Source organism: Burkholderia cepacia ATCC 25416, assembly GCF_001411495.1.
GTDB classification, from domain to species: domain Bacteria; phylum Pseudomonadota; class Gammaproteobacteria; order Burkholderiales; family Burkholderiaceae; genus Burkholderia; species Burkholderia cepacia.
On sequence record NZ_CP012981.1, the window covers coordinates 3,143,778 to 3,169,573 of the forward strand.

Consider the following 25,796-nt stretch of genomic DNA (forward strand, 5'->3'; position numbering starts at 1 on the left):
TCAGCCGATCCAGCGGCGCGCGTTGCGGAACACGCGCATCCACGGGCTCGCTTCACCCCAGCTTTCCGGGTGCCAGCTCATCGCGACCGTACGATGCACGCGCTCCATGTGCGGCATCAGCACCGAGAAGCGGCCGTCGGCCGTCGTGACCGACGTGATGCCGGCCGGCGAGCCGTTCGGGTTGAACGGATAACGCTCGGTTGCTTCGCCGCGGTGGTCGACGAAGCGCATCGCGACCGCGACGCGGTCGATGTCGCCCTGTTGCGAGAAGTCCGCATAACCTTCGCCGTGCGCGACCGCGACCGGAATCCGCGAGCCTTCCATCCCCGCGAAGAAGATCGACGGCGATTTCTCGACTTCGACGAACGAGAAACGCGCCTCGAACTGCTCGGACTTGTTGCGCGTGAACTTCGGCCAGGCTTCCGCACCCGGGATCATCGACGAGATGCTCGACAGCATCTGGCAGCCGTTGCAGATGCCGAGCGCGAACGTGTCGGGACGCGCGAAGAACGCCGAGAACATGTCGGCGAGATTCGCGTTGAAGCGGATCGTCTTCGCCCAGCCTTCGCCCGCGCCCAGCACGTCGCCGTACGAGAAGCCGCCGCATGCGACCGCACCCGCGAAATCGGCGAGATTCGCGCGGCCGGCCAGCAGGTCGCTCATGTGCACGTCGTGCGCATCGAAGCCCGCGCGGTCGAACGCGTAGGCCGTTTCGAGATGCGAGTTCACGCCCTGCTCGCGCAGGATCGCGACGCGCGGCCGTGCGCCCGTCGCGATGAACGGCGCCGCGATGTCGTCGGCCGGATCGAAGCTCAGCACCGGCGAGATGCCCGGGTCGGCCACGTCCAGCAGCGCGTCGTATTCGGCATCCGCGCACGCGGGGTTGTCGCGCAGGCGCGCGATGCGCCAGCTCACTTCGCTCCACGCACGATGGAGTTCGGCGCGCGGTGCGTCGAAAATCTTCTTCGCGTCGCGGTACACCTCGATCACGTCGCGATCGTTGACCGAGCCGATCACGTGCGAGCACGCCGACAGGCCGAACTCGCGCAGCGCGCCCAGCACCGCGTCGCGGTCGGTCGCGCGCACCTGCACGACAGCGCCCAGTTCCTCGGAGAACAGCGCGCGCAGCGTGCGATCCTCGCGGCGGCCGCTCGTCTGCTTCGCCCAGTCCTTCGCGTCGCCGTAGTCGGATTCGTGATTCGGGTCGAGCGTCAGCATGTCGACGTTCAGCGACACGCCCGCGTGCCCCGCGAACGCCATTTCGCACACCGTCGCCCACAGGCCGCCGTCCGAGCGGTCGTGGTACGCGAGCAGCTTGTCTTGCGCATTGAGCGACTGGATCGCGTTGAAGAAACGCTTCAGGTCTTCCGCATCGTCGACGTCCGGCGTCGTGTCGCCGACCTGCTGCGTGACCTGCGCGAAGATGCTGCCGCCCATCCGGTTCTTGCCGCGGCCGAGATCGATCGCGATCAGCACGCTGTCGCCCGCATCGGCGATGCGGCGCAGTTGCGGCGTCAGGTGACGGCGCACGTCCTCGACCGGCGCGAACGCGGAGATGATCAGCGACACCGGCGACACCACTTCCTTCGCGACGCCCTGCTCGTCCCACTTCGTCTTCATCGACAGCGAGTCCTTGCCGACCGGGATGCCGATCCCGAGTGCCGGGCACAGCTCCATGCCGATCGCCTTGACCGTGTCGAACAGCGCGGCGTCCTCGCCGGCCGTGCCGCACGCGGCCATCCAGTTCGCCGACAGCTTCAGCTTGTCGAGCGACGCGATCGGCGCGCTCGCGATGTTCGTGATCGCCTCGCCGACCGCCATGCGGCCCGATGCGGGCGCGTCGATCACCGCGAGCGGCGTGCGCTCGGCCATCGTCATCGCCTCGCCCTTGAAACCCGCGTAGTCGAGCGCGGTGACCGCGCAGTCGGCCACCGGCACCTGCCACGGGCCGACCATCTGGTCGCGCACCGACGTGCCGCCGACCGAGCGGTCGCCGATCGTGATCAGGAACGACTTGCTGCCGACCGTCGGGTGCTTCAGCACGTCGATCGCGACTTCCGACAGCGCGATGCCCGTCACGTCGACCGGCGCGCGCTCGGTCGTCACGCGCGTGACGTCGCGATGCATGCGCGGCGGCTTGCCGAGCAGTACTTCCATCGGCATGTCGACCGGGTATTCGTCGGCGCCCGTCGCTTCGTCGTCGACGAGCTTCAGCTGGCGTTCGTCGGTCGCGACACCGACCACCGCGAACGGGCAGCGTTCACGCGCGCAGATCGCCTCGAAACGCGGCAGGTCGGCCGGCGCGATCGCCAGCACGTAGCGCTCCTGCGCTTCGTTCGACCAGATTTCGCGCGGCGACAGGCCCGATTCCTCGAGCGCGACCTTGCGCAGCTCGAAGCGCGCGCCCTTGCCCGCGCCGTCGACGATCTCGGGGAACGCGTTCGACAGGCCGCCCGCGCCGACGTCGTGGATGCTCAGGATCGGGTTTTCCGCGCCGAGCTGCCAGCAGCCGTTGATCACTTCCTGTGCGCGACGTTCGATTTCCGGGTTGCCGCGCTGCACCGAGTCGAAGTCGAGCTCGGCCGTGTTCGCGCCGGTCGCCATCGAGCTCGCGGCGCCGCCGCCCATCCCGATCCGCATGCCGGGGCCGCCGATCTGGATCAGCAGCGAGCCGGCCGGCACGTCGTGCTTGTGCGTATGCTGATCCGCGATGTTGCCGAGGCCGCCCGCGATCATGATCGGCTTGTGATAACCATGCACCTTCCCGCCGACGTTCTGCTCGTACACGCGGAAGTAGCCGCCGAGGTTCGGGCGGCCGAATTCGTTGTTGAACGCGGCGCCGCCGAGCGGGCCGTCGATCATGATCTGCAGCGGCGACGCGATGCGATCCGGACGGCCGTACGGGCCGTGCGCGTCGTTCGGGTTGCGCTCGCCGACGGGCTGCGCGGCGTCGCGCGCGTTTTCCCACGGCTGGCGGGCGTCCGGCAGGTCGAGGTTCGACACGGTGAAGCCCGTCAGGCCGGCCTTCGGACGCGCGCCGCGGCCCGTCGCGCCTTCGTCGCGGATCTCGCCGCCCGCGCCGGTCGCCGCCCCCGGGAACGGCGAGATCGCCGTCGGGTGGTTGTGCGTCTCGACCTTCATCAGCGTGTGCGTGAGCTCGGTGTGGCGGCCGTAGCGCTCGCCCGGCTCGCCGGCCGCGCCTGCGTTGCGCGGGAACCAGCGTTCGGCTTCGGCGCCGACCATGATCGACGAGTTGTCCGAATAGGCGACGATCGTGCCCTGCGGGCTCAGCTTCTCGGTGTTGCGGATCATCGCGAACAGCGACATGTCCTGCGCTTCGCCGTCGATGGTCCACTGCGCATTGAAGATCTTGTGGCGGCAGTGTTCGCTGTTCGCCTGCGCGAACATCATCAGTTCGACGTCGGTCGGGTTGCGTTCGAGCTTGCGGAACGCGTCGACCAGGTAGTCGATCTCGTCGTCGGCGAGCGCGAGGCCCAGCTCGACGTTCGCGCGCTCGAGCGCGCCGCGGCCGATACCCAGCACGTCGACGGTCGAGAGCGGCTTGGCCGGCAGTTCGTCGAACAGGTGCTGCGCGTCGTCGCGCGCCGCGACCACGCTTTCGGTCATCCGGTCATGCAGCGCGGCCGCGACGGCCGCGCGCGCGTCGTCCGACAGCGCCTTCTTGCCGCCGAGCAGGCCCGACTTCAGCGTGACCGTGAATTCGACGCCGCGCTCGATGCGGCGCACGTGCGTGAGGCCGCAGTGCTGGGCGATGTCGGTCGCCTTGCTCGCCCACGGCGAAACCGTGCCGAAACGCGGCAGCACGACGAAGGTCTCGGTCGTGCCCTTCTCGGCCGCCGGCTCGAACGGCGCGCCGTAGTGCATCAGCGCGTCGATACGCGCGCTGTCGTCGGCCGACAGCGGCTCGGCCGCATTGACGAAGTGCAGGAACTGCCCGCGCACCGCGACGATGTTGGCGTCGATTTGCCTGAGCGTGTCGAGCAGACGGGTTTGACGGAAATCGGAGAGGGCCGAAGCGCCGGGAAAACACGAGAAGTGAGCCATGGGCTGGACTGACGTCGATGAGTCGCGCGAGGTGGCGACGTGGGGCGAAAGGAAGGCCGTAATTATACCCGGAAGTCGGTCGCCCAAGACCGGCCGATCGGCAACCCGCATGCACCGCATCGGTGCCGCGATGTCCACCGCGCACGGCCTGCCCGCCGGGCCGCCCCGCGCGGGCGCGGCAGCCGGCGGCCGCGGCTCGGCGGCACGGCCCGTGCCACCCCGGCGCCGGCTCCCGCGATTTTGGCGCTATCATTCCGGGTTCACCGGGCCCGGGCCCTCAGCGAATTCTCACCGGGCAGCGCCTGCGCGCCGCCCGTCATCGAAGCAATCCATGGATGTCATCGTCATCGGCGGCGGAATCAGCGGCGTCGCCACCGCCTACCAGTTGCGCGCGGCCGGCCATCGCGTATGCGTGGTCGAACGCCACGCGACCGTCGCGCAGGGTGCGACCTACGGCGACGGCGGCGCGCTGCTGCCGAGCCCGCTCGACGTCTGGTTCGGCCCGACCTTCATGCGCCAGCGCCAGCCGCGCGACAGCGGCATCGTCTACAAGCCCGGCTTCAACGGCGGCGTACGGCGCTTCGTCAAGCAGCTCGGCAGGCTGCGCGAGCCCGACGCGTTCGCCGCGCAGTACACGCGGCTGCGGCCGCTGATCGACGCGTCGCGCGACGCGCTCGCCGACATCGAGACGCGCCTCGAGCTCGAGTTCGAGCAGAAGCCCGGCATCCTGCACGTCGTGCGCGATCCGCGCGACTGGGAAGCGATGCAGCCCGCGCTCGACCTGCTGCGCACGCTCGACCAGCCGTACCGCGTGCTCTCCGCAGACGAATGCGCGGCACTCGAGCCGTCGGTGCCGGCCGAGCCCGGTTTCGCCGGCGGCGTGCTGCTCGAGACCGAGCGCACCGGGAATTGCCCGCTGTTCGCGAAACTGGTCAAGCAGACGCTCGACGAGCACGGCGTGCAGTTCCGCTTCGGCGCGGAAGTCGCCGCGATCCGCGTCGACAACGGCCGCGCCGCGGTCGAGCTCGTCCCGCCCGGCGACCGCCACGCGTCGAACGCCCGCGACGTCGACGTGATTTCCGCCGATGCGATCGTGGTCGCCGCCGGCGCCGGCAGCCTGCCGCTGCTCGACCGCCTCGGCTGGCGCCTGCCGCTGCACCCGGTGCGGGTCCATGCGCTGACCGCGCCGGTCGCCTACGAAGAACATGCGCCGCACCTGAACGTCATCGATTCGATCAAGCGCATCTCGATCACGCGCACCCACCAGCGGCTGCGCGTCGGCGGCGGCGCCGTGCTGCAGAGCCTGCCCGACACCGCTAAGCCGCTCGCCGAGCCGCTGTCCGAGGCCGCGCTCGCGTTGCTCGGCCAGGCCGTCCACGACTGGGTGCCCGGTGCCGCGAGGATCTCGGCCGCGCTGTCCTGGCAAGGCACGCAACTGCTGTCGCCGGACGGCCTGCCGGTCGTCGGTCCGACCCCGCATCCGCGTGTATTCGTCAATTTCGGGCACGGCCCGGCCGGCTGGGGGCTCGCATGCGGGTCTGCTAAAGTGGTGACCGACTACCTGGGCGGCGACGTGCAGCACTGGCGCGCCGACACGCTCGCCGCGCTAAGCGCCGGGCGCTTCACGACCTGACCGCCGCGGGCCCGTCCCCGGCGGCCGCCTTGCCAGCCGCCGCGACCCGGCGATGACCCCGCGATGACCGTTACCCTTCCGCTTCCCGATTCCGCTCCGATCGCGCTGCTGCGCGTCGCCGACCTGCGCGCGGCCGAAGCCGACGCAGCCGCGGCGCTGCCGCCGCATACGCTGATGGGTCGCGCCGGCGCCGCCGCCGCGCGCTGGCTGTCCGAACGCGCGGCCGGCGACGACCGCCCCGTGTGGTTCGCGGTCGGCCCGGGCAACAACGGCGGCGACGCGCTCGTTGCCGCCGCGCACCTCCAGCAGCTCGGCGTCGCGACCCAGGCGTGGATGCCGGTGCCGGTGAAGCCCGACGACGCGCAATGGGCGCTCGGCCTCGCGCGCGCCGCCGGCGTGCCGCTGTCGGCCACGCCGCCTGCTTCGCTGGACGGCTATGCGTGGGTGGTCGACGGACTGTTCGGCATCGGTCTCGGCCGCGCGCTCGACGGTGCGTTCGCCGAGCAGGCCGCGCGCATCGCCGCGCATGCGCGCAGCGGCGGCCGCGTGCTTGCGCTGGACGTGCCGAGCGGCCTCGACAGCGATACGGGCCAGATCGTCGGCGCGGGCGTCGCCGTCGCCGCCACCCACACGCTCACTTTCATCGGCGCGAAGCCGGGCCTCTACACCGGCGAAGGCCGGGATCTCGCCGGCGCAATCGACGTCGAATCGCTCGACGTCGCGCCACCCGCCGCGCCGGCCATCGTACTGAACGCGCCCGCGCGGTTCGCCGCCGCCCTGCCCGCGCGCGCATTCGCGTCCCACAAGGGCACGTACGGCAGCCTCGCGGTACTCGGCGGCGACACCGGCATGTGCGGCGCGCCGATCCTGGCCGCGCGCGCCGCGCTGTTCGCCGGTGCCGGCAAGGTGCATGTCGGCTTCCTCGGCACCGGCGCGCCGCCGTACGATCCGCCGTTCCCCGAACTGATGCTGCACGCGGCCGACACCCTCGACCCCGGCGCGATGACCGCCATCGCCGCAGGCTGCGGGCTGGGCACGCGCGAGGCCGCGGCGACGCTCGTGCGCGACGTGCTTGCCCACGACGCCGCAACGCTGCTCGATGCCGACGCGCTGAACCTCGTCGCGACGCATGCGGATCTCGCGGCCGCCGTCGCCACGCGCGGTGCGCGCGGTTATCCGTGCGTGCTGACGCCGCATCCGCTCGAGGCCGCGCGGCTGCTCGGCTGCGACACGGCGGCGATTCAGCGCGACCGCCTCGTGGCCGCGCAGGCGCTCGCGTCACGTTATGCGGCCATCGTCGTGCTGAAAGGCTCGGGCACGGTGATTGCGGCGCCCGACGGCCGCATGACGATCAACCCGACCGGCAACGCGGCGCTCGCCACGGGCGGCACCGGCGACGTGCTCGGCGGCCTGATCGGCGCGCTGCTCGCGCAACGCGTCGCGCCGTACGAAGCGGCGCTGGCAGGCGTCTACCTGCACGGCCTCGCGGCCGACACGCTGACCGCGAACGGAACCGGCCCGGCCGGACTCACGGCAGGCGAACTCGCGCCGATGGTCCGCACGCTGGTCAATCGCCTTTTTTATGCGTCGCCGCGCGCCGACACATAACGCCGCTATACTGACTGCCCCGCCGCACGGCGGGCCCTCTCGTCCGCCGGCCTTCCGATCCCGATGAGCCGGCGCGGCATTCCTCCCGATTCACGCTTCACTCGAACCGCCATGACGCTGAATTCGCTCCCCGCCTGGACTGCCCTTCAATCCCACTTCGAACAGATCCGTCACGCCCGTCTGCGCGACTGGTTCGCGCCGGAACACGACCACGCGCCGACCCGCGCCGAACGCTTCACGATTCCGGGCGGCGGTCTCGCGGCCGATTTCTCGAAGAACCGCATCAACGACGAAACGCTGCGCCTGCTCGTCCAGCTCGCGCGCGACGCGGGTGTCGAGGCGCGCCGCGACGCGATGTTCGCGGGCGAAATCGTGAACCCGACCGAAGGCCGTGCCGCCCTGCACACCGCGCTGCGCGCGACCGATCCGCAAGCGCCGTTCCACGCGCAGGTGAGCGCCGAGCGCGCGAAGATGGCGACGTTCGCTCGCGCCGTGCGCAGCGGCACCTGGACGGGCTACACCGGCAAACGCATCCGCCACGTGATCAACATCGGCATCGGCGGCTCCGATCTCGGGCCGAAGATGGTCGTGCACGCGCTGCACCACGTCGCGACGCCCGAAATTGCCACGCACTTCGTGTCGAACGTCGACGGCGCCGATCTCGCACGCGTGCTCGAACAGGTCGATCCCGAGGAAACGCTCGCGATCATCGTGTCGAAGACCTTCACGACGCTCGAGACGATGACGAACGCACGCTCGCTGCGCGACTGGTTCGTCGCGCGCGGCTGCCCCGAGGACGCGCTTGCAAAGCACTTCGTCGGCGTGTCGGCAAACCCGGCCGAAGTCGTGAAGTTCGGCATCGCCGCGGACAACGTGTTTGAAATGTGGGACTGGGTCGGCGGCCGCTATTCGCTGTGGTCGGCGGTCGGGCTGTCGATCATGATCGCGATCGGCCCCGAGCAGTTCGACGAGCTGCTGGCCGGCGCGAACGACATGGACCGTCATTTCCGCGAGGCGCCGCTCGAGCGCAACCTGCCCGTGCTGCTCGGCCTGATCGGCATCTGGTACCGGAATTTCTTCGGTTCGCAGAGCTATCTCGTCGCGCCGTATTCGGAAGCGCTGCACTACCTGCCGTCGTACCTGCAGCAGCTCGAAATGGAAAGCAACGGCAAATCCGCGCGCCTGGACGGCACCTTCGTCGACTACCCGACGTCGGCCGTCACGTGGGGCGAGCCGGGCACCAACGGCCAGCATGCGTTCTTCCAGATGCTGCACCAGGGGCCGACGATCGTGCCGATCGACTTCATCGCGGTGCTGACGCCCGAGCATCCGCTCGCGAGCCACCACCCGAAGCTGCTCGCGAACTGCTTCGCGCAGAGCGAGGCACTGATGCTCGGCCGCACGCTGGAGGAAGCACGCAAGGTCGCGGGGCCGGGCAAGGAGGCGCTCGCGCCGCACCTGACGTTCCCGGGCAACCGCCCGACGACGACGCTGCTCGTCGATGCGCTGACGCCGCGCACGCTCGGCGCGCTGATCGCGCTGTACGAACACAAGGTGCTCGTGCAGGCAACGGTGTGGGACATCAATCCGTTCGACCAGTGGGGCGTCGAGCTCGGCAAGATTCTCGGCAAGGTGGTGGAAGCCGACCTGTCGGCCGAGTCGGTCGATCCGGCGAAGCACGACTCGTCGACCACCGCGCTGATCGAGCGCGCCCGCGCGGCGTTGAAGCGCTGAGGCGTTTGAGGCACTGACGCAGCGGCGTCATGCCCATGCCGGCCGCTCGGCGCACGCCGCGCGGCCGGCAAAAGCATTCAGCCGTTGCGCTGCGCCGCGCGCGGCTCGACGATGCGCCCGGCGTCGAGCGTCACCGTCGTCGCGCAGCGGCGTGCCAGTTCGGCATCGTGCGTGACGAGCACGAGCGTTGCACCGTTCGTGCGGTTCAGTTCGAACATCAGGTCAATGACCGCATGGCCCGTGGCCGCATCGAGGCTGCCGGTCGGCTCGTCGGCGAAGAGGATCGCCGGGCGCGTGACGAATGCGCGCGCAAGCGCGACGCGCTGCTGCTCGCCGCCGGACAACAGCTTCGGATAATGCGCGGTGCGCTCGCCGAGACCGACCTGCACGAGCAGCGCCCGGGCGCGATCGGCGGCATCGCGCGCACTGATGCCGCCCTGCAGTTCGAGCGGCAGCATCACGTTCTCGAGCGCCGTCAGGTGCGGCATCAACTGGAACGACTGGAATACGAACCCGACTGCGCCGTTGCGCAGCGCCGCGCGCGCGTCCTCGTCGAGCTGGTCGAGCGCGCGACCGAGCAGGCGAACCGTGCCGCTCGTCGCGCTGTCCAACCCCGCAAGCAGGCCGAGCAGCGTCGATTTACCTGACCCCGACGCACCGACGATCGCGAGACTGCTGCCCGGCCGCACGGCGAGCGTGATGCCGTCGAGGATCGTCAGCTCGCCGGTTGCGTCGGCGACCCGCTTGCACACGTCATGGACTTCGATGATCGGATCGGTAATCTTGAACATGGACACGACATTTCGCTGGAAAAGACGCGCGGCGATCGCCGCGCTGCTGGGTACGCTGCTGGCCGCCGCCGTGCCCGCACGCGCCGCGACGACACCGGCCGCGACATCGGGCCAGCCCGTGATCGTCGTGCTCGGCGACAGCCTGTCGGCCGAATACGGGCTGCCGCGCGACACCGGCTGGGTGGCGTTGCTGCGGCAACGGCTCACGACCGAGCGAATCGATTATAGCGTCGCGAACGCCAGCGTCAGCGGCGACACCACCAGCGGCGGCCGCGCGCGGCTGCCTGCGGTGCTGCAGCGGCTCAAGCCGTCGATCGTCGTCGTCGAGCTCGGCTCGAACGATGCGCTGCGCGGCGTGCCGCTCGCGACGACCGAACAGAACCTGCGCGACATCATCGCCGGTGCGCGGCAAGCGCGGGCCAGGGTCGTGCTGGTCGGCATGTACGTGCCGCCCAACTACGGCCCGGACTACACGCAGAAGTTCCACGCCGTCTATACGCGGCTGTCGAAGGATCTCGGCGTGCCGCTCGTGCCGTTCCTGCTGGCCGGCATCGAGAACAAGCCCGAGATGTTCCAGGCCGACCAGATGCATCCAGCGCAGCAGGCCCAGGGCATTCTGCTCGACAACGTCTGGCCGGCGCTGAAACCGCTGCTCGGCAAGCCGCGCGGCTGACGCCGCCTCGCCCCGCCGGAAAGCAAAAAGCCCCGCGTGAAGCGGGGCTTTTTGTTGCGGGCGAAACGATGCTCAGTTGTCGCCGTCCGGCGACTGGCTGGCCGTCGAGCCGTACAGCTTCACCTTCGAGCGATCGCGCAGCGCGGCGAGATACGCTTCGCCTTCGCTCTGCGCGTCGACCTGCGCCATCTGCTGCTGCGCGGCCGCCAGTTGCTGCGGATCGACCGCCGAACCCGGGATCACCGCGTTCACGCGATAGATCGCATAGCCGTCCGCGCCGAGATCGACACCGACGTAGGCCGGCAGCGTCTTCGCATCGACCTTGTAGACGGCGCTCAGCGCAGCCGGCGTCAGGCCCTGCGACTGCGTACGCGATACCTTCTGCGCGGCCGCGAACCCGTCGGTCGACTTCGACTTCTGCAGTTCGGCCAGCTTCGCCGCGCCGTCCTTCTTCGCGAGTTCGGCAGCCTGCTCGGCGACCACCTTCTGGCGCACGACGTCCTTGATCGCGTCGAGCGCGGGCACGGCAGCCGGCTTGTAGTCGGTCACACGCGCCGAGATCAGCGTGTTGTTGCCGACGTCGATCGCCTGCGTGTTGTTCTGGTTCTTCACCGAGTCGTTTGCGAACACGGCGGCCAGGAACTTCGGATTGTTCAGCGGGCTCGTCGGCGGCAACTGCGGATTCGGCGTCGGCGTGACGGTAGCCGTCTGGATCGTCAGCTTGTACTTGTCCGCAGCCGGCTGCAGCGTCTTCGCTTTTTCGTAGACGGTGGACGTGAAGCCTTCCGCGTTGTCCGTGAACGCCTTCGATGCGTACTGCTGCTTCAGGTCGACTGCGATCTGGTCCTTCACTTCCGCGAACGGCTTGACAGCCGCCGGCTTCACTTCCGTTGCCTTCAGGATGTGGAAGCCCAGATCCGACTGCACGACACCGCTCACATCGCCTTGCTTGAGCGCGAACGCGGCATCGTCGAACGCCTTGCCGCCCGCCGTCGAACCGCGCGTGATGAAACCGAGGTCGCCGCCCTTCGCGGCCGACGGCGCATCCTGCGAGTCCTTCTGCGCGATCTGCGCGAACTGGTCCGGGTGCGCCTTCACGTCGGCAAGCAGTTGCTCGGCCTTCGTCTTCGCTGCAGTCTTGTCGGCCGCGCTTGCGCTGCCCGGTGCGGCGATGAAGATGTGGCTCACGCGCACCTGCGCTTCGGTGCGGAAGTGCGTCGGGTTGTCGTCGTAGAACTTCTTGATGTCCGCGTCGGTCGGCTGCGCGCTCGCGGCCGCTGCCGCCGGCGAATAGACGAGGTACTGGATCGTCGCGGTCTCCGGCGTCGCGAAGCTCTGCTTGTGCGCGTCGTAGTACGCGGTGAGCTGCGCGTCGGTCGGCTGGACCTTTGCGGCGAAGTCGCTCGTCTTCAGCACGAGCGCCTGCACTTCGCGCTGCTGCGCGGCGAGTTCGGACAGACGTTGCGCGAGGCTCTTCGGCGTGAACGCGCTCGACACGATGCTGGCCGGAATCTGCTGCAGCGCGAGGCTGTAGCGCACGCGCTCCTGATACTGCTCGGGCGTCATCCCCTGGAACGACAGCAGCTGCGCATAGCGCTCGACGTCGATCGACCCGTCGGGCTTCTTCAGCGACGCGATCATCGGATCGCTCATCAATGCGTCGCGCACGGCGTTGTCCGATGCGGTCAGGTGCAGACGTTGGGTCTCGTCGGCCAGCACGCGTTGCTGGATCAGGCCGTCGAGCACCTGCTTGCGGTGCTCGGGCGTATCGAACATCTTGATGTCGAACTGCCCGCCGAGTGCCTGGCGCGCCTGGTCGATCTGCTGGCGGAACGCGCCGTCGAATTCGACCCGCGTGATCTTGTGCCCGTTGACTGCCGCGACGTTCGCACTATCGTCGAAGAAGCCGCGGAAGCCTTGGATCCCGACGAAACCCAGCCCCGGCAACACGATCAGGAGCAGGAGCGCCATCATCAGGCGCTGGTGATTACGGAAGAAATCGAGCATGCGTGACGGGAAAATTGGACAAAACGCCCGATATTACAACATACGGGGTGGAACGGGAGAAAAGCGGCGGCGCCCGCGGCGATCGCCACCGGGAGTACAGGCAAAAATACCCGTCTTTCAGAACCGACCACGCACCGTCACCCGCCTCTCCTCGCGAAGTTCGGAAAGCAGCTCGCCCAATGATCGCCCCCACCGCGGCCGCCCAGGCTCGCGGCAGCACACGATCACTCGTTCGCGGAGCGGCTTGCCTAATGCGGGGCTGGCGTCATTCGCGCCGACGACCGCACGGCACCGCCGGGGCCGCGAATCGAGCCAACGGAAGGCGCCCGACACGGGAGCACACGGCACAAGCCCGGGATGTACGTCCCGGCATGGGCCGCGAGAAACGTGACGACCGGAAAGGCGACAAGAATCAACCGCACGATGCCGATCGGTCGACACCGCCCTAACGAGTCGTCGGACTTTGCATATCGAAAATAGATCGTTCGTGCCGCATCGCAAGCCGGATACGCTTTTCGCGCCGTGCAATCCGTGCCACGCTCGTCGACGAAACGATGAACGGGTGCGGCCCATTCGACCATTCAACCCTACCGCACCACTCGATGAGTTTTCTTCACCACGCGCGCCTCGTCGCATTCGCTGCCTCGGTCGGCCTTCTGGCGGGCTGCAATGGGGAAAGTGTCGATAGCTCGGGCGTTTCGCCCGTCGCGACGAAAAATGCCGCAAACAGTGCCACGCTATTCACGATTCCGCTGTACCAGTTCTACGCAACCCGACAGAGCTACATCGCTCAGGGCCTTGCGCCGAATACGTTTGTGCACAGTCGCCAGCTGTCCGACGCTTCGTCCACCTCGGTGACGAAGCCCAATCACGACACGCTGTATTCCGTCGCCATGCTTCAACTGGACGCCGGCCCCGTTCAGATCGACACGCCTGCCAGCGGCACCCGCTACTTTTCCCTCGCGCTGATGGACGCCTATACGAACAACTTCGCGATTCGCGGCACGAGCGCCGACAACGGTGTCGCGAAGGTCTTTTGGGTCGTGGGGCCGAACTGGCAGGGAACGGCCCCGGCAGGCGTCACCGTGCTCCGTTCGTCGACCAACGCGGTGTGGGCGTTGGCGCGGACTTACGTGAGCGATGCGAACGATTACCCCGCCGCGTGGGCCGTTCAGAATCAACTGGTCGTGTCGCGCCCCGCTGGAACCGGTGCCGCTGCGTGGGACAGCGTGGACACGCAAAAGCCGCCCGGTTATGCCAACTGGCCATCTTATTTTCAGTACGTGAACCGGCTCTTGAAAAAGAGTCCGCCGACGCCGCAGGATACGGCCGAGGCGACGAACGCACTCGACGTGACAGGTATAGGCCCGGCGCAGACTTTCAACGCGTCGTCTGCCGACGTCGCATCGATCGACGCAGGCGCGGCAGAGGCGCTGGCGAGTCTGACGGGCGGCGGAACGCAGCAAGCCGCTGCCCAGACGAGTACCGACGCAAATGGCTGGACAGGCGGCCCGGCCAACGTCGGCAACTATGGAACCCAATACACGCTACGGGCGCGCGTTGCGCTGAACGGCCTCGGTGCGCTGCCCGGCAGCGAAGCGATCTACTACACCAGTACGGGAGCGGCGAACACGTCGGGGGCGAATTACGACGGCAACGGCGTCTATCAGATGACGTTCCCGGCGGGACAGCTTCCTCCGGCTCGCGCCTTCTGGTCATTGACGCTGTACGCCGGCACGAACCAGGCTCAGGCTTTCTTTTATCCGAATCCCGATCGAATCTATGCGCTGTCCTATCCGGCGTCGAACTTTCAGTTCGCGAACGACGGCTCGCTCGTGCTCACCATCAGCCATGTGCGACCCGCGGGCGTACCCGCCAGCAACTGGCTGCCGGCTCCTGCCGGCGCGTTCAATCTGACGCTGCGCACCTACTTGCCGGACGCCCCGCTCCTGAACGGAACCTACAAGTTGCCGCCGGTAATACGCGTTCAGTAATACCGCCCCGCGCGAGCCGGAAAAACCGGCGCCTCTGCGGCGAGAAAGCATGAAAAACCCGCGACCGCGTTCAAGCGGTCGCGGGTTTTCCGTTCTGACGGCGGCGCGCCCCGGAGGCCGCGCAGACGATTTCCCCCGCCGTTTTTGCGTTCGGTTTGCGCCCGGGATCTGGCGCAAACCGAACGCAAAAACAACAATGCCCGCACGAGGCGGGCATTGTTGTTTGTTTGGCGGAGCGGACGGGACTCGAACCCGCGACCCCCGGCGTGACAGGCCGGTATTCTAACCGACTGAACTACCGCTCCTTGGTCTGGCTGAATCTGGAAACTGGTGGGTGCTGAGGGGTTCGAACCCCCGACCTACGCCTTGTAAGGGCGCCGCTCTACCAGCTGAGCTAAGCACCCGTTTCCGATTCGTTCTGGCTGCGATCTGCGTTTCGGCATCAACAACCAGCGAGCCCGCAAGTTTAATTCATCCCCGATCATTTTGCAAAGCCCCGACGCGAATATTTTCCACGCTCGCGCATACGATTCCGGGACGCATAAAAAAACCCGCGGCCAGGCCGCGGGTTTCGTGAACAACCGTCAGAAAGAACGGCGCTCCGATGCTCAGTGCTTGACGAATTCCGTCGAGCCGGCATCCTTCGCCGCATCGGCGACCGGTGCCGCCGCCTTCGCCTCTTCTTCCGGCGGCAGCGGGGTCGGCGAACGCTCGAGCGCGAGTTCAAGCACCTTGTCGATCCAGCGGACCGGCACGATCTCGATCGCGTTCTTCACGTTGTCCGGAATCTCGGCGAGATCCTTGACGTTCTCTTCCGGGATCAGCACGAGCTTGATGCCACCGCGATGCGCTGCGAGCAGCTTCTCCTTCAGGCCGCCGATCGGCAGGACTTCACCACGCAGCGTGATTTCGCCCGTCATCGCGACATCGGCACGCACCGGGATACCCGTCAGCACCGACACCAGCGCGGTCGTCATCGCACCCCCGGCGGACGGACCGTCCTTCGGCGTCGCACCTTCCGGCACGTGGATGTGGATGTCCTGCTTCTCGAACGCTTCGTCCTTGATGCCCAGACGCCGCGAACGCGAGCGCACGACCGAACGTGCCGCCTCGACCGACTCCTTCATCACGTCGCCGAGCGAACCCGTGCGGATCACGTTGCCCTTGCCCGGCATCACCGCGGCTTCGATCGTCAGCAGATCGCCACCGACTTCCGTCCACGCGAGGCCCGTCACCTGACCGACCTGGTTTTCCTTCGCCGCGAGGCCGAAGTCGTACTTGCGCACGCCGAGGAAGGTATCGAGGTTCTCGCCGTCGACCTTGATCGCGCCCGATGCCTTCTTCAGCAGCAGCATCTTCACGACCTTGCGGCAAATCTTCGACACTTCCCGCTCGAGCGAACGCACACCGGCTTCGCGCGTGTAGTAGCGGATGATGTCGCGGATCGCCTGCTCGGTGACCTCGATCTCGCCTTCCTTCAGCCCGTTGTTCTTCTTCTGCTTCGGCAGCAGGTAACGCTGGGCAATGCTGACCTTCTCGTCTTCCGTGTAGCCCGACAGACGGATCACTTCCATCCGGTCGAGCAGCGGCGGCGGGATGTTCAGCGAGTTCGACGTCGCGACGAACATCACGTCCGACAGGTCGAAGTCGACTTCGATGTAGTGGTCGGCGAACGTGTGGTTCTGTTCCGGATCGAGCACCTCGAGCAGCGCCGACGACGGATCGCCGCGGAAATCCATGCCCATCTTGTCGACTTCGTCGAGCAGGAAGAGCGGATTGCGCACGCCGACCTTCGTGAGGCTCTGCAGGATCTTGCCCGGCATCGAACCGATATACGTACGACGGTGGCCGCGGATCTCGGCTTCGTCACGCACGCCGCCGAGCGCCATCCGGACGAACTTGCGGTTCGTCGCACGGGCGATCGACTGGCCGAGCGAGGTCTTGCCGACGCCCGGGGGCCCGACGAGGCACAGGATCGGCGCCTTGACCTTGTCCACGCGCTGTTGCACCGCGAGATACTCGAGGATGCGTTCCTTCACCTTCTCGAGGCCGAAGTGATCTTCGTCGAGCACCTGCTCGGCGTTCGACAGGTCGTTGTTGACCTTGCTCTTCTTGCGCCACGGCAGGCCGATCAGCGTGTCGATGTAGTTGCGCACGACGGTGGCTTCCGCCGACATCGGCGACATCAGCTTCAGCTTCTTCAGCTCGGCGTCGGCCTTCTTCTTCGCTTCCTTCGGCATGCGCGCGGCGTTGATGCGCTTCTCGAGCTCCTCGAGATCCGCACCCTCTTCGCCTTCGCCCAGTTCCTTCTGGATCGCCTTGACCTGCTCGTTCAGGTAGTACTCGCGCTGGCTCTTTTCCATCTGGCGCTTCACGCGCCCGCGGATGCGCTTTTCGACCTGCAGGATGTCGATCTCGGCTTCGAGCTGCGCGAGCAGGTGCTCGAGGCGCTCGATGACCGGGAACATCTCGAGGATGTGCTGCTTCTGGTCGAGCTTCAGCGGCAGGCGCTCGGCGATCATGTCGGCGAGGCGGCCCGCTTCGTCGATGCCCGACAGCGACGTGAGGATCTCCGGCGGGATCTTCTTGTTCAGCTTCACGTACTGGTCGAACTGCGACACGATCGCGCGGCGCAGCGCTTCCGTTTCAGCGCTGTCGGCGTGATCGGGCTCGAGCGGCATCACTTCGCAGGAGAATTGCGTTTCCTGCTCTTCGATCGACAACGCCTTCGCGCGCTGCAGGCCCTCGACGAGCACCTTCACGGTGCCGTCCGGCAGCTTCAGCATCTGCAGGATGTTGGCGATACAACCGACCTCGTACATGTCCTTTTCGGTCGGTTCGTCCTTGGCTGCGGTTTTCTGGGCGACAAGCATGATGTGCTTGCCGCCTTCCATCGCTGCTTCGAGGGCCTTGATCGATTTCGGCCGGCCCACGAAGAGCGGAATGACCATGTGCGGGAAAACGACGACATCCCGCAGCGGCAGCAGCGGGAGCGTGATGCGTTCCGGCGGAAGAAGTTGGGTGCCTGACATTTCATTTCCCCATGAGTGGAATCAATTGTTCGGTAATTGAGGCCGCCACAACGAATTGCAAGCCTTCAAGTGCGGGAAATATTCGGTAAGAAAGTAACCACCGCGAGTCGAGTCAGAGTTACCCACAAGATAAACGAAAAAAAGCCGCCCACGGACTCATGAACGGCCTTTTTCGCAGAACATCGTCGGCAAGCCGGTCAGTTCGAACCCGCCACCTTCGGCGTGTCCTCGTAGATCAGCAAAGGCTTGCCGTCGCCATCGATGACGTTTTCGTCGATGATGACCTTGCTGACCCCTTTCATCGTCGGCAGCTCGTACATCACGTCGAGCAACGCCTGTTCGATGATCGAACGCAAACCGCGCGCGCCGGTCTTGCGGCGGATCGCCTTGCGGGCGACTGCCTGCAGCGCGCCCGGCCGGATCTCCAGCTCGACGCGCTCCATCGCGAACAGTTTGTGATACTGCTTGACGAGCGCATTCTTCGGCTCGACCAGGATCTTCATCAGCGCCGCTTCATCGAGCTTGCCGAGCGTCGCGACCACCGGCAGGCGGCCGATCAATTCGGGGATCAGACCGAATTTGATCAGGTCTTCCGGCTCCGTTTCACGCAGCACTTCGCCCGCGTCACGCTCCTGCTTGCTCTTGACCGTCGCACCGAAGCCGATACCGGTTTTCTCGGTACGATCGGTGATCACCTTTTCGAGGCCGTCGAACGCACCGCCGCAGATGAACAGGATGTTGGTCGTGTCGACCTGGATGAAATCCTGGTTCGGGTGCTTGCGGCCGCCCTGCGGCGGCACCGACGCCATCGTGCCCTCGACGAGCTTCAGCAGTGCCTGCTGGACGCCCTCGCCCGACACGTCGCGCGTGATCGACGGGTTGTCCGACTTGCGGCTGATCTTGTCGATTTCGTCGATGTAGACGATCCCGCGCTGGGCCTTGTCGACCTCGTAGTTGCAGTTCTGCAACAGCTTCTGGATGATGTTCTCGACGTCCTCGCCAACGTAGCCGGCTTCGGTCAGCGTCGTCGCATCGGCGATTACGAACGGCACGTTGAGCAACCGCGCGAGCGTCTGCGCAAGCAGCGTCTTGCCGGAGCCCGTCGGGCCGATCAGCAGGATGTTGCTCTTCGACAGCTCGACGTCGTCCTTCTTGTCGAGATGCTTCAGGCGCTTGTAGTGGTTGTACACGGCCACCGCGAGGATCTTCTTCGCGCGCTCCTGGCCGATCACGTACTGATCGAGGATGTCGCGAATTTCCTGCGGGCTCGGCAGATCCGACCGGGACAGGCTGGCCTCGACGCCGGCGGCAGCCGCCTCGTCGCGAATGATTTCGTTGCAGAGGTCGATACATTCATCGCAGATGAACACCGACGGACCCGCGATGAGTTTTTTCACCTCATGCTGGCTTTTTCCGCAAAACGAGCAATACAACAGCTTCTCGCTGTTCGAACCTTTTTTGTCCGCCATGAATGTAGAGCCTCCGGACAGGTAAATGACATGATACGCCGAATGCTCCGGGCACCGCGCCTAGGGCGCGACCGGAGCCGACCGGATGCGCTTGCCGCAGATGCTCTGGGCGTTCGGGAAGTCGCAGGGCGCCGCACGAATCGGGGCGGCACCCCACTTAAGCTCACGGGCGCTTCAGCAGCACCTGGTCGATCAGCCCGTACGCCTTCGCATCCTCGCTCGACATGAAGTTATCACGGTCGGTGTCGCGCGCGATGCGTTCGACGTCCTGGCCCGTGTGCTGCGCGAGCAACTGGTTCAGCCGCTCCTTCAGGTAGAGGATTTCGCGCGCCTGGATCTCGATGTCCGATGCCTGGCCGCGTGCGCCGCCGAGCGGCTGGTGAATCATCACGCGCGAGTTCGGCAGCGCGAAACGCTTGCCCTTCGCGCCCGACGCGAGCAGGAACGCGCCCATGCTGGCCGCGAGGCCCATGCACAGCGTCGACACGTCCGGCTTGATGAACTGCATCGTGTCGTAGATCGCCATGCCGGCCGACACCGACCCGCCCGGGCTGTTGATGTACAGGCTGATGTCCTTGTCGGGATTCTCGCTCTCGAGGAACAGCAACTGCGCGACCACGAGGTTGGCGGTCTGGTCGTTCACTTCGCCGACCATGAACACCAGGCGCTCCTTCAGGAGACGCGAATAGATATCGTACGAACGCTCGCCGCGGCCGCTCGTTTCGACGACGATCGGCACCAGCCCCAGCGCTTGCGCCTCGAAACCTTGCGGCGCGTTCGAAGCAAGCATGTCCAGCAATTCAGCGCGAGTGATCATTCAATGAACCTTGTTCGAATGGAAAATTGAACGGAAGGAAGCCGCCCGCTCAATCGCCATATTAATGGCAACCGTGCGCTTGACGTAAAAACGGCGTGCGGGCCGTCGCTCCGACAGCCGGCACGCCGCTAGAGCAACACTTACGCTTGCGCCGATGCGCTCGCGAGTGCTTCGAAGCTCACTTCCTTGTCCGTCACCTTCGCCTTGCCCAGCACGAAATCGACGACGTTGCTTTCAACGACGAACGCTTCCATCTCGGCGAGGCGCTGCTGGTTCGAATAATACCAGCGGACCACTTCCTTCGGGTCTTCGTAGCTCTTCGCGAACTCGTCGACTTCCGCGCGGATCTGTTCCGGCTTCGCTTCGAGGCCGTTCGACTTCACCAGCTCGGCCAGCACGAGGCCCAGCTTCACGCGGCGCTCTGCCTGCTCGGTGAACATCTCGGCCGGGATCGGTGCGTCCTTCGCATTCGGCACGCCGCGCTGCGCCAGATCCTGGCGAGCCATTTCGACGAGGCGTTGCTGGTCCTGCTCGATCAGCGCCTTCGGCACGTCGAGTTCGGAGATCTTCAGCAGCGCGTCCATCACCTGGTTCTTGACGATCGATTGCGTGCGGCGCTTCGCTTCGCGCTCGAGGTTTTCCTTGATCTCGGCGCGCATCTTCGCGAGATCGCCGTCTTCGATGCCGAGCGACTTCGCGAATTCACCGTCGATTTCCGGCAGGTGCGGCCACTCGATCTTCTTCATCGTGACCGTGAACTGGGCCGTTTTGCCTGCCACGTCCTTGCCGTGGTAGTCGTCCGGGAACTTCAGGTCGAACGTGCGCGCTTCGCCGACCTTCAGGCCCAGCGCCGCGGTTTCGAATTCCGGCAGCATGCGGCCTTCGCCGAGCACGAACGGGAAATCTTCGGCCGTGCCGCCCTGGAACGCGACGTCGTCGATCTTGCCGACGAAGTCGACCGTCACGCGGTCGCCGTTCTTCGCTGCGGTGTCCGCGCCGCCGTCGCCGTGCTCGCCGGCTTCGCCGCGTGCGTGGAAGTGCACGCGCTGCTTGCGCAGGATGTCCAGCGTGCGGTCGATTTCGGCGTCGCCGATCGACGTCGTCGAGCGCTCGACTTCAGCCGTCGCCAGATCGCCGATCTTGACTTCCGGGTAGACCTCGAACGTCGCGTCGAACGCGTATGCATCTTCAGCCTGCTCCTGCTTCGGCTCGAAGCTCGGCTGGCCGGCGACGCGCAGGTTTTCCGCGCGGCTGATCGTGAAGAATTCCTGGCCGATCTTGTCGCTCAGCACTTCCGCTTCGACCTGACCCGCGTACTGTTGCGCGACCATCTTCAGCGGCACCTTGCCCGGGCGGAAACCCGGCATGCGCACGTTCTTCGCGAGTTTCTGGATACGGGCGTCGATTTCCTTCTGCACGGTGTCTTTCGGCAGGGAAATCGTCACGCGGCGTTCAAGCTTGCCGAGGTTCTCAACAACGTTAGCCATGGCTTCAATCGTCCTAAAATTATTCGAGCGAATCGGGTTTTCCTTGCCGTGCCTGCCTGCGGCGTGATGTGCGTCACATACACTCGCCGCGCCGGAGCGCCACGCCATCCCTGCACGCGCCGAATGGCTAGCGCAAGCGGCTCGGAGCACGGCTTTGGCCGGAAGAATCGACTATTCTAGCAAACAATTTTCCTCACACCGCCAGATCGGCGCGACGCGCGTGCGTCCGCACCGCGCCGGCAGCCCTTCGCACGGCAATGCGCGCGGATCGCCGCTATGCCGCATGGCGTATCCACCACGGGCCCGCCATCCTGTAAGCTCCGAATGAGGTGCACCGCCGTCGCGCCCCAATATTCTTCACACCAATCACGCCTTCCGGAGACACCATGCCGCAACACCCGTCCGCGCCTGTCGTCGTCATCGCGCCCGATTCGTTCAAAGGCTCGCTTTCCGCCGAGCAGGTCGCGGACGCGATCGCCACCGGCATCCGCCGCGCCCGGCCCGACGCCGTCGTGCGCTGCTGCCCGATGGCCGACGGCGGCGAAGGCACGCTCGACGCGATGCTGGCAGGCGGCGGCACGCGGCGCACGCTGCGGGTAGCCGGTGCGTCGCTCGCGGCGCGCGACGCGGCAGTCGGCGTGATCGACGCGCGCACCGCGATCGTCGAAACGGCCGAGATCGTCGGCATCACGGACCCGGTCGGCATGAGCGTGCCGGTCGACGCGCGCAGCACGCGCGGGATGGGCGAGGCGGTCCGCACGCTGCTCGACGAAGGCGTGCGCCGCTTCTTCGTCGCGCTGGGCGGCAGCAGCACCAACGACGCGGGCGCCGGGCTGCTCGCAGGCCTCGGCCTGCAGTGCTTCGACGCGGACGGCCAGCCGGTCGAGCCCGTGCCGTCGCGGCTCGCCGACATCGCGCGCGTCGACGCGTCGGGGCTCGACCCACGGCTGAAGGAAACCGAATTCATCGGCATGTCCGACGTCGACAACCCGCTGACGGGCGCGCACGGCGCAACCGCCGTGTTCGGCCCGCAAAAGGGCGTGACGCCCGAGCAGGTCGCCACCCTCGACGCCGCACTCGCCCGCTTCGCCGACCTGCTCGAAGGCGCGCTCGACCGTCGCGGCCGCGACCTGCCGGGCGCCGGTGCCGCGGGCGGCCTCGGATTCGCGCTGCACATGCTCGGTGCACAATTCGAAGCGGGGGCCGAGGTGGTCGCGCGGCAGGTCGGGCTCGACGCGGCGCTCGCCGGCGCGGGCTGGCTGATCACCGGCGAAGGCCGCTCCGACGTACAGACGCTGCACGGCAAGGCGCCGTTCATCGCGTGCCGCCACGCGCAGGCCGCGGGCGTACCCGCGTCGCTGCTGTCCGGCGCGGTCGACCCGGCCGCGCTGCCACGCCTGTCCGAACATTTTTCCGGCTGCTTCTCGCCGGCTCCCGGGCCGATCACGCTCGACGTCGCGATCCGCGACGCGGCCAATCTGCTCGCGAACGAAGCGGAGCAATTGACACGCCTGAAGTACGGCGCACACTGACCGTTGACCCGAGCGCGCGATACAGGAACAATCGGGCCCGCCCTTTTTCTTCAGGATTCGACATGAAAGGCCGTCAAGCCGGGCTCGATCAGTTTCTGACCTATCGCCTCCACGCGCTCACGAAGCGATCCGACCGCGGGATCGGCGAGGTGTACCGGCACAAGCTCGACATCTCGCTGCCCGAGGCGCGCGTGATCGCCGCCGTCGGCGCCTTCGGCCCGTTCTCGATCATGGATCTGGCGCGCCACACCAATCTCGACAAGAGCCAGGCGAGCCGGGCAGCCGAGGCGCTGCTGCGCCAGGGGCTGCTCGAACGCAGCGCAAGCGAGGAGGATGGCAGGATCGTGTTGATCGCGCTGACCGCCGACGGCCGCGCGCTGCATCGCAAGATCATGCCGATCGTGCGCAAGTGGAACGATGGCTTGCTCGCATGCCTGTCCGACAGCGAACGCCAGACATTCGAGCGGCTGCTCGACAAGGTCGTCGCGCACGCGATCGAGCGGGACGACTGACCAGCACGCGGGCACGACGCCCGCGGTATCGATCCGATTTGATCCGATGAATTCGACGGGCCGCCCCGGTCGCCACACCAGCGACGCGGGCGGCCCGCTTTGCGTGATGCGCTGCGCGCGGCAACCGGATTGCAGCGCGCCACCTCGCCGGCATCGCGCATGCAGCGGCCCCGCCCGCACTTATAGCCCGCTGTTCGTCGCCCGCTGGCGCAGCAGCCCGAGCACCGCGTCGCAATACGGAGTCGGCACGTCGAGCTTGCGCCCGAGCTCGGGAAACACACCGAGGATCGGCCCGATCTCGAGCGCGCGGCCCGCTTCGAAATCCTGCAGCATCGACGTCTTGAACGCACCGAGCTTGCGCGTGACCGCGATCCGCTCGGGCCCGCTCATCCCCGTCGACAGGCCGAGCTTCGCGCCGATCGCGGCCGCCTCCTCCATCATCCGCAGCGCGAGACCCTGCGTGAACGGATCGTCGAGCAGCTGCTCGGCCGTCGACCCCGTCAGCGCGCTCAGCGGATTCATGTTCATGTTGCCCCACAGCTTCGTCCAGATCTCGGCCCGGATCGCCGGCGTCGACTCGACGTCGAAACCGCCCGCCGCGAGCGCCGCGGCAAACCGGGCAGCGGCCGTATCGAGCCGCGCATCGGGCGCCCCGACGATCAGCCGGTTGCCGCGCCCGCGCCGCACGACGCCCGGCGCGTCGGTACTCGACGACAAATGGACGACGCACCCGATCGCCTGCGCGGGCGGCAACGCCGCCGACACCGCGCCGGCCGGGTCGACCGCGTCGAGCGGCACCCCGTCGAGCGCACCTTCGAGCCCGTGCGTGAACCACCACGGCAGCCCGTTCATCGCCGCGACGATCACGGTGTCCGGCCCGACCAGCGGCGCGATGCGCGCGGCCAATGCCGGCAGTGCCTGTGCCTTCAGCGCGATCACCACGTAGTCCTGCACGCCGAGCGCGGCCGCATCGTCACTCGCTCGCACCGGAACCGACGACGACGTGCCCGCCTCGTCGATCACGCGCACGCCGTGCGCGTTCAGCGCGTCGAGCGTCGCGCCGCGCGCGTACGCGCTCACGGTCATCCCGGCCCGCGACAACGCGGCCGCGAGCAATCCGCCGATCGCGCCGACCCCGACCACCGCCGCGCGCACCGACCCTGAATTCGTGTCGTTCATGATGGAATTCCGTCTCCTGGGAGCTGACGAGCATAACGCTCAATGGTTGCGGGCACAACCATTCACGCGCCGCCGTGCGACGCACGGCGTTCGCATGCGTCAGTGCGGCTCACCGCCGGCTTCCACCGGTTCGTCGTCGGCCGCGCCGCCCGTCGCGCCGAGCACGCCGGCGATCTGGCTCTTGTCGTGCATGCCGAGCTTGCGGTACGCGCAGCGCAGGTAGTGGCGCACGGTCGTCGGCGAAATCGCCATCTGTTGCGCGACTTCCTTGTGCGAGCGCCCGGCGCCGTAATAGCGGATCGCCGCGAGCTCGCGCGGGCTCAGGCGGTCGAGCAGCGAGCGCGGCCGCGCCTCGATCTGGAACAGCCCCGCAACCGGCACGCACTGGATCCGCAACGCATCGCCGACGAACGCCTGGCCCGGCTGGCGCCGCAGGTGCGCAACGAGCGGCTCCGGCACGCGTGCACCGGCCCATGCCGGCCATTCGGTGCGCAGCACGTCGTCGAAACCATGATCGGCGTGATGCAGCACACCGAAGTTGTCGCACAACGCGCGGGCGGCCGGCGCAACCGCATCGCCGCGCTCGCGCGTGAGCTGCGCGGCGCGATTGATGGTCAGCGCCGCCGCGAGATGCGGAATCACTTCCTCGAAACGGCGTGCATCGTCATCGCTGAACGGGCGGTTCAGGCCCTGACGGTAGATCGACATGAACGTCGTCAGGCCGAAACGGCGATCGAGCGTGCACACGCACATCAGTTGCGCGAGCCCGTACTTCACGCACCAGTCGCGAAACCGTGCATCGAGCCCCGGCTCGACGACCGACAGCCGCACCGCATGGCCGTGTGCGCCGCGCAGCGTGCGGTGCGCGAGCGGGTCGCAATCGCGCACGCGCTTCCAGTCGCTGAAGAACGCGTGCGGCAGACGGTACAGGAAGCTGTTGTGCATCACCGGGCCGGTCGGCACATGCGTCGCGACGCCTGTCCACGCGGCGTCGAACGGAATGAGCGCCTGCAGCAGCGAAAAGAAGCGGTATTCGAATTCGCCGATGCCGGACCGCGCGGCAACCGCGTACAGGTCGAGCAGCATCAACCCGAGTTCGCGCTGCGATGCGTCGCCGCGCGTGACGCCGTCGAAATCCGCACGCCGGGACGGCAGCGGCGGCCAGGCGAAGTCGTCGAGCACGATGGCTGCCGGCACGTCACGCAGCGCTTCGAGATCCTGCCCGATATCCGTCGTGATCCTCACCTTCCGCTCCCCTGCCCG

The 25,796-nt window shown here is 67.2% G+C and carries 16 protein-coding genes and 2 tRNA genes; 7 read left to right on the forward strand and 11 right to left on the reverse strand.

Translation table 11 applies throughout. The annotated features are described in order from the left end of the window. A complete protein-coding gene (purL, locus tag APZ15_RS14515; RefSeq protein WP_027787164.1) occupies positions 1-4,065 on the reverse strand; it encodes a phosphoribosylformylglycinamidine synthase in 4,065 nt (1,354 codons plus the stop codon). A gap of 331 nt (positions 4,066-4,396) precedes the next feature. On the opposite strand from purL, the gene APZ15_RS14520 reads away from it, so the two are divergent. From APZ15_RS14520 to pgi, 3 genes are all read left to right on the forward strand, one after another. Next, the gene (locus APZ15_RS14520; RefSeq protein ID WP_027787163.1) at positions 4,397-5,698 is read left to right on the forward strand and encodes an FAD-dependent oxidoreductase; all 1,302 of its coding nucleotides are present in this window, start codon (positions 4,397-4,399) and stop codon (positions 5,696-5,698) included. A 63-nt stretch (positions 5,699-5,761) separates the two neighbouring features. Next, entirely contained in the window at positions 5,762-7,306 is a 1,545-nt protein-coding gene (locus APZ15_RS14525) for an NAD(P)H-hydrate dehydratase (protein WP_027787162.1), read from the forward strand. 111 nt (positions 7,307-7,417) lie between these two features. Beyond that, positions 7,418-9,040: a glucose-6-phosphate isomerase gene (pgi, locus tag APZ15_RS14530; RefSeq protein WP_027787161.1), complete on the forward strand. Its 1,623-nt coding sequence runs from the start codon at positions 7,418-7,420 to the stop codon at positions 9,038-9,040. Between the two features lie 77 nt (positions 9,041-9,117). On the opposite strand, the gene APZ15_RS14535 is transcribed toward pgi, so the two are convergent. Then, entirely contained in the window at positions 9,118-9,831 is a 714-nt protein-coding gene (locus APZ15_RS14535) for an ABC transporter ATP-binding protein (protein ID WP_021163968.1), read from the reverse strand. Between APZ15_RS14535 and APZ15_RS14540 the strand changes: the two genes are divergently transcribed. Continuing rightward, positions 9,830-10,504, forward strand: a complete 675-nt coding sequence (locus APZ15_RS14540) for an arylesterase (RefSeq protein ID WP_027787160.1) — start codon at positions 9,830-9,832, stop codon at positions 10,502-10,504. The two genes, APZ15_RS14535 and APZ15_RS14540, sit on opposite strands and share 2 nt — an antisense overlap. A gap of 72 nt (positions 10,505-10,576) precedes the next feature. Here the strand turns inward: APZ15_RS14540 and APZ15_RS14545 are convergent, their stop codons facing one another. After that, on the reverse strand, positions 10,577-12,511 hold the full coding sequence (locus APZ15_RS14545) for a SurA N-terminal domain-containing protein (RefSeq protein ID WP_027787159.1): 1,935 nt from the start codon (positions 12,509-12,511) through the stop codon (positions 10,577-10,579). A gap of 602 nt (positions 12,512-13,113) precedes the next feature. Between APZ15_RS14545 and APZ15_RS14550 the strand changes: the two genes are divergently transcribed. Beyond that, entirely contained in the window at positions 13,114-14,505 is a 1,392-nt protein-coding gene (locus tag APZ15_RS14550) for a DUF1254 domain-containing protein (RefSeq protein ID WP_049096411.1), read from the forward strand. A gap of 228 nt (positions 14,506-14,733) precedes the next feature. Here the strand turns inward: APZ15_RS14550 and APZ15_RS14555 are convergent. The 6 genes from APZ15_RS14555 to tig all read right to left on the reverse strand — a co-directional run bounded on the left by APZ15_RS14555 (position 14,734) and on the right by tig (position 21,310). After that, positions 14,734-14,810: transfer RNA gene (locus tag APZ15_RS14555), tRNA-Asp, on the reverse strand. 23 nt (positions 14,811-14,833) lie between these two features. Further along, positions 14,834-14,909 (reverse strand) — tRNA-Val (locus APZ15_RS14560). A gap of 204 nt (positions 14,910-15,113) precedes the next feature. After that, positions 15,114-17,537, reverse strand: coding sequence for an endopeptidase La (lon, locus tag APZ15_RS14565; protein WP_011352361.1), 2,424 nt, complete (start codon positions 17,535-17,537; stop codon positions 15,114-15,116). A 197-nt stretch (positions 17,538-17,734) separates the two neighbouring features. Continuing rightward, positions 17,735-19,006, reverse strand: coding sequence for an ATP-dependent Clp protease ATP-binding subunit ClpX (gene clpX / locus APZ15_RS14570; protein ID WP_006489345.1), 1,272 nt, complete (start codon positions 19,004-19,006; stop codon positions 17,735-17,737). A gap of 163 nt (positions 19,007-19,169) precedes the next feature. Beyond that, positions 19,170-19,823, reverse strand: a complete 654-nt coding sequence (gene clpP / locus APZ15_RS14575) for an ATP-dependent Clp endopeptidase proteolytic subunit ClpP (protein WP_010092137.1) — start codon at positions 19,821-19,823, stop codon at positions 19,170-19,172. Between the two features lie 140 nt (positions 19,824-19,963). Next, positions 19,964-21,310 carry a trigger factor gene (tig, locus tag APZ15_RS14580; protein WP_027787157.1) on the reverse strand — a complete coding sequence of 449 codons (1,347 nt, stop codon included), beginning with the start codon at positions 21,308-21,310 and terminating at the stop codon, positions 19,964-19,966. Positions 21,311-21,696: 386 nt separating this feature from the next. On the opposite strand from tig, the gene APZ15_RS14585 reads away from it, so the two are divergent. Both APZ15_RS14585 and APZ15_RS14590 read left to right on the forward strand, forming a co-directional pair. Then, positions 21,697-22,842, forward strand: a complete 1,146-nt coding sequence (locus tag APZ15_RS14585; RefSeq protein ID WP_027787156.1) for a glycerate kinase — start codon at positions 21,697-21,699, stop codon at positions 22,840-22,842. Positions 22,843-22,904: 62 nt separating this feature from the next. Continuing rightward, positions 22,905-23,354 carry a MarR family winged helix-turn-helix transcriptional regulator gene (locus tag APZ15_RS14590; RefSeq protein WP_021160399.1) on the forward strand — a complete coding sequence of 150 codons (450 nt, stop codon included), beginning with the start codon at positions 22,905-22,907 and terminating at the stop codon, positions 23,352-23,354. 180 nt (positions 23,355-23,534) lie between these two features. Here the strand turns inward: APZ15_RS14590 and APZ15_RS14595 are convergent, their stop codons facing one another. Next, on the reverse strand, positions 23,535-24,533 hold the full coding sequence (locus APZ15_RS14595; RefSeq protein ID WP_027787155.1) for a 2-dehydropantoate 2-reductase: 999 nt from the start codon (positions 24,531-24,533) through the stop codon (positions 23,535-23,537). Positions 24,534-24,632: 99 nt separating this feature from the next. Then, positions 24,633-25,778, reverse strand: a complete 1,146-nt coding sequence (locus tag APZ15_RS14600; RefSeq protein ID WP_027787154.1) for a helix-turn-helix transcriptional regulator — start codon at positions 25,776-25,778, stop codon at positions 24,633-24,635. Positions 25,779-25,796: the final 18 nt, after the last annotated feature.

What these genes read in the sequence shown, in the direction of transcription:
- purL (WP_027787164.1), bottom strand. Translation starts at nt 4,065, where the DNA reads ATGGCTCACTTCTCGTGTTTTCCCGGCGCTTCGGCCCTCTCCGATTTC.
- APZ15_RS14520 (WP_027787163.1), top strand. Translation starts at nt 4,397, where the DNA reads ATGGATGTCATCGTCATCGGCGGCGGAATCAGCGGCGTCGCCACCGCC.
- APZ15_RS14525 (WP_027787162.1), top strand. Translation starts at nt 5,762, where the DNA reads ATGACCGTTACCCTTCCGCTTCCCGATTCCGCTCCGATCGCGCTGCTG.
- pgi (WP_027787161.1), top strand. Translation starts at nt 7,418, where the DNA reads ATGACGCTGAATTCGCTCCCCGCCTGGACTGCCCTTCAATCCCACTTC.
- APZ15_RS14540 (WP_027787160.1), top strand. Translation starts at nt 9,830, where the DNA reads ATGGACACGACATTTCGCTGGAAAAGACGCGCGGCGATCGCCGCGCTG.
- APZ15_RS14535 (WP_021163968.1), bottom strand. Translation starts at nt 9,831, where the DNA reads ATGTTCAAGATTACCGATCCGATCATCGAAGTCCATGACGTGTGCAAG.
- APZ15_RS14545 (WP_027787159.1), bottom strand. Translation starts at nt 12,511, where the DNA reads ATGCTCGATTTCTTCCGTAATCACCAGCGCCTGATGATGGCGCTCCTG.
- APZ15_RS14550 (WP_049096411.1), top strand. Translation starts at nt 13,114, where the DNA reads ATGAGTTTTCTTCACCACGCGCGCCTCGTCGCATTCGCTGCCTCGGTC.
- lon (WP_011352361.1), bottom strand. Translation starts at nt 17,537, where the DNA reads ATGTCAGGCACCCAACTTCTTCCGCCGGAACGCATCACGCTCCCGCTG.
- clpX (WP_006489345.1), bottom strand. Translation starts at nt 19,006, where the DNA reads ATGGCGGACAAAAAAGGTTCGAACAGCGAGAAGCTGTTGTATTGCTCG.
- clpP (WP_010092137.1), bottom strand. Translation starts at nt 19,823, where the DNA reads ATGATCACTCGCGCTGAATTGCTGGACATGCTTGCTTCGAACGCGCCG.
- tig (WP_027787157.1), bottom strand. Translation starts at nt 21,310, where the DNA reads ATGGCTAACGTTGTTGAGAACCTCGGCAAGCTTGAACGCCGCGTGACG.
- APZ15_RS14585 (WP_027787156.1), top strand. Translation starts at nt 21,697, where the DNA reads ATGCCGCAACACCCGTCCGCGCCTGTCGTCGTCATCGCGCCCGATTCG.
- APZ15_RS14590 (WP_021160399.1), top strand. Translation starts at nt 22,905, where the DNA reads ATGAAAGGCCGTCAAGCCGGGCTCGATCAGTTTCTGACCTATCGCCTC.
- APZ15_RS14595 (WP_027787155.1), bottom strand. Translation starts at nt 24,533, where the DNA reads ATGAACGACACGAATTCAGGGTCGGTGCGCGCGGCGGTGGTCGGGGTC.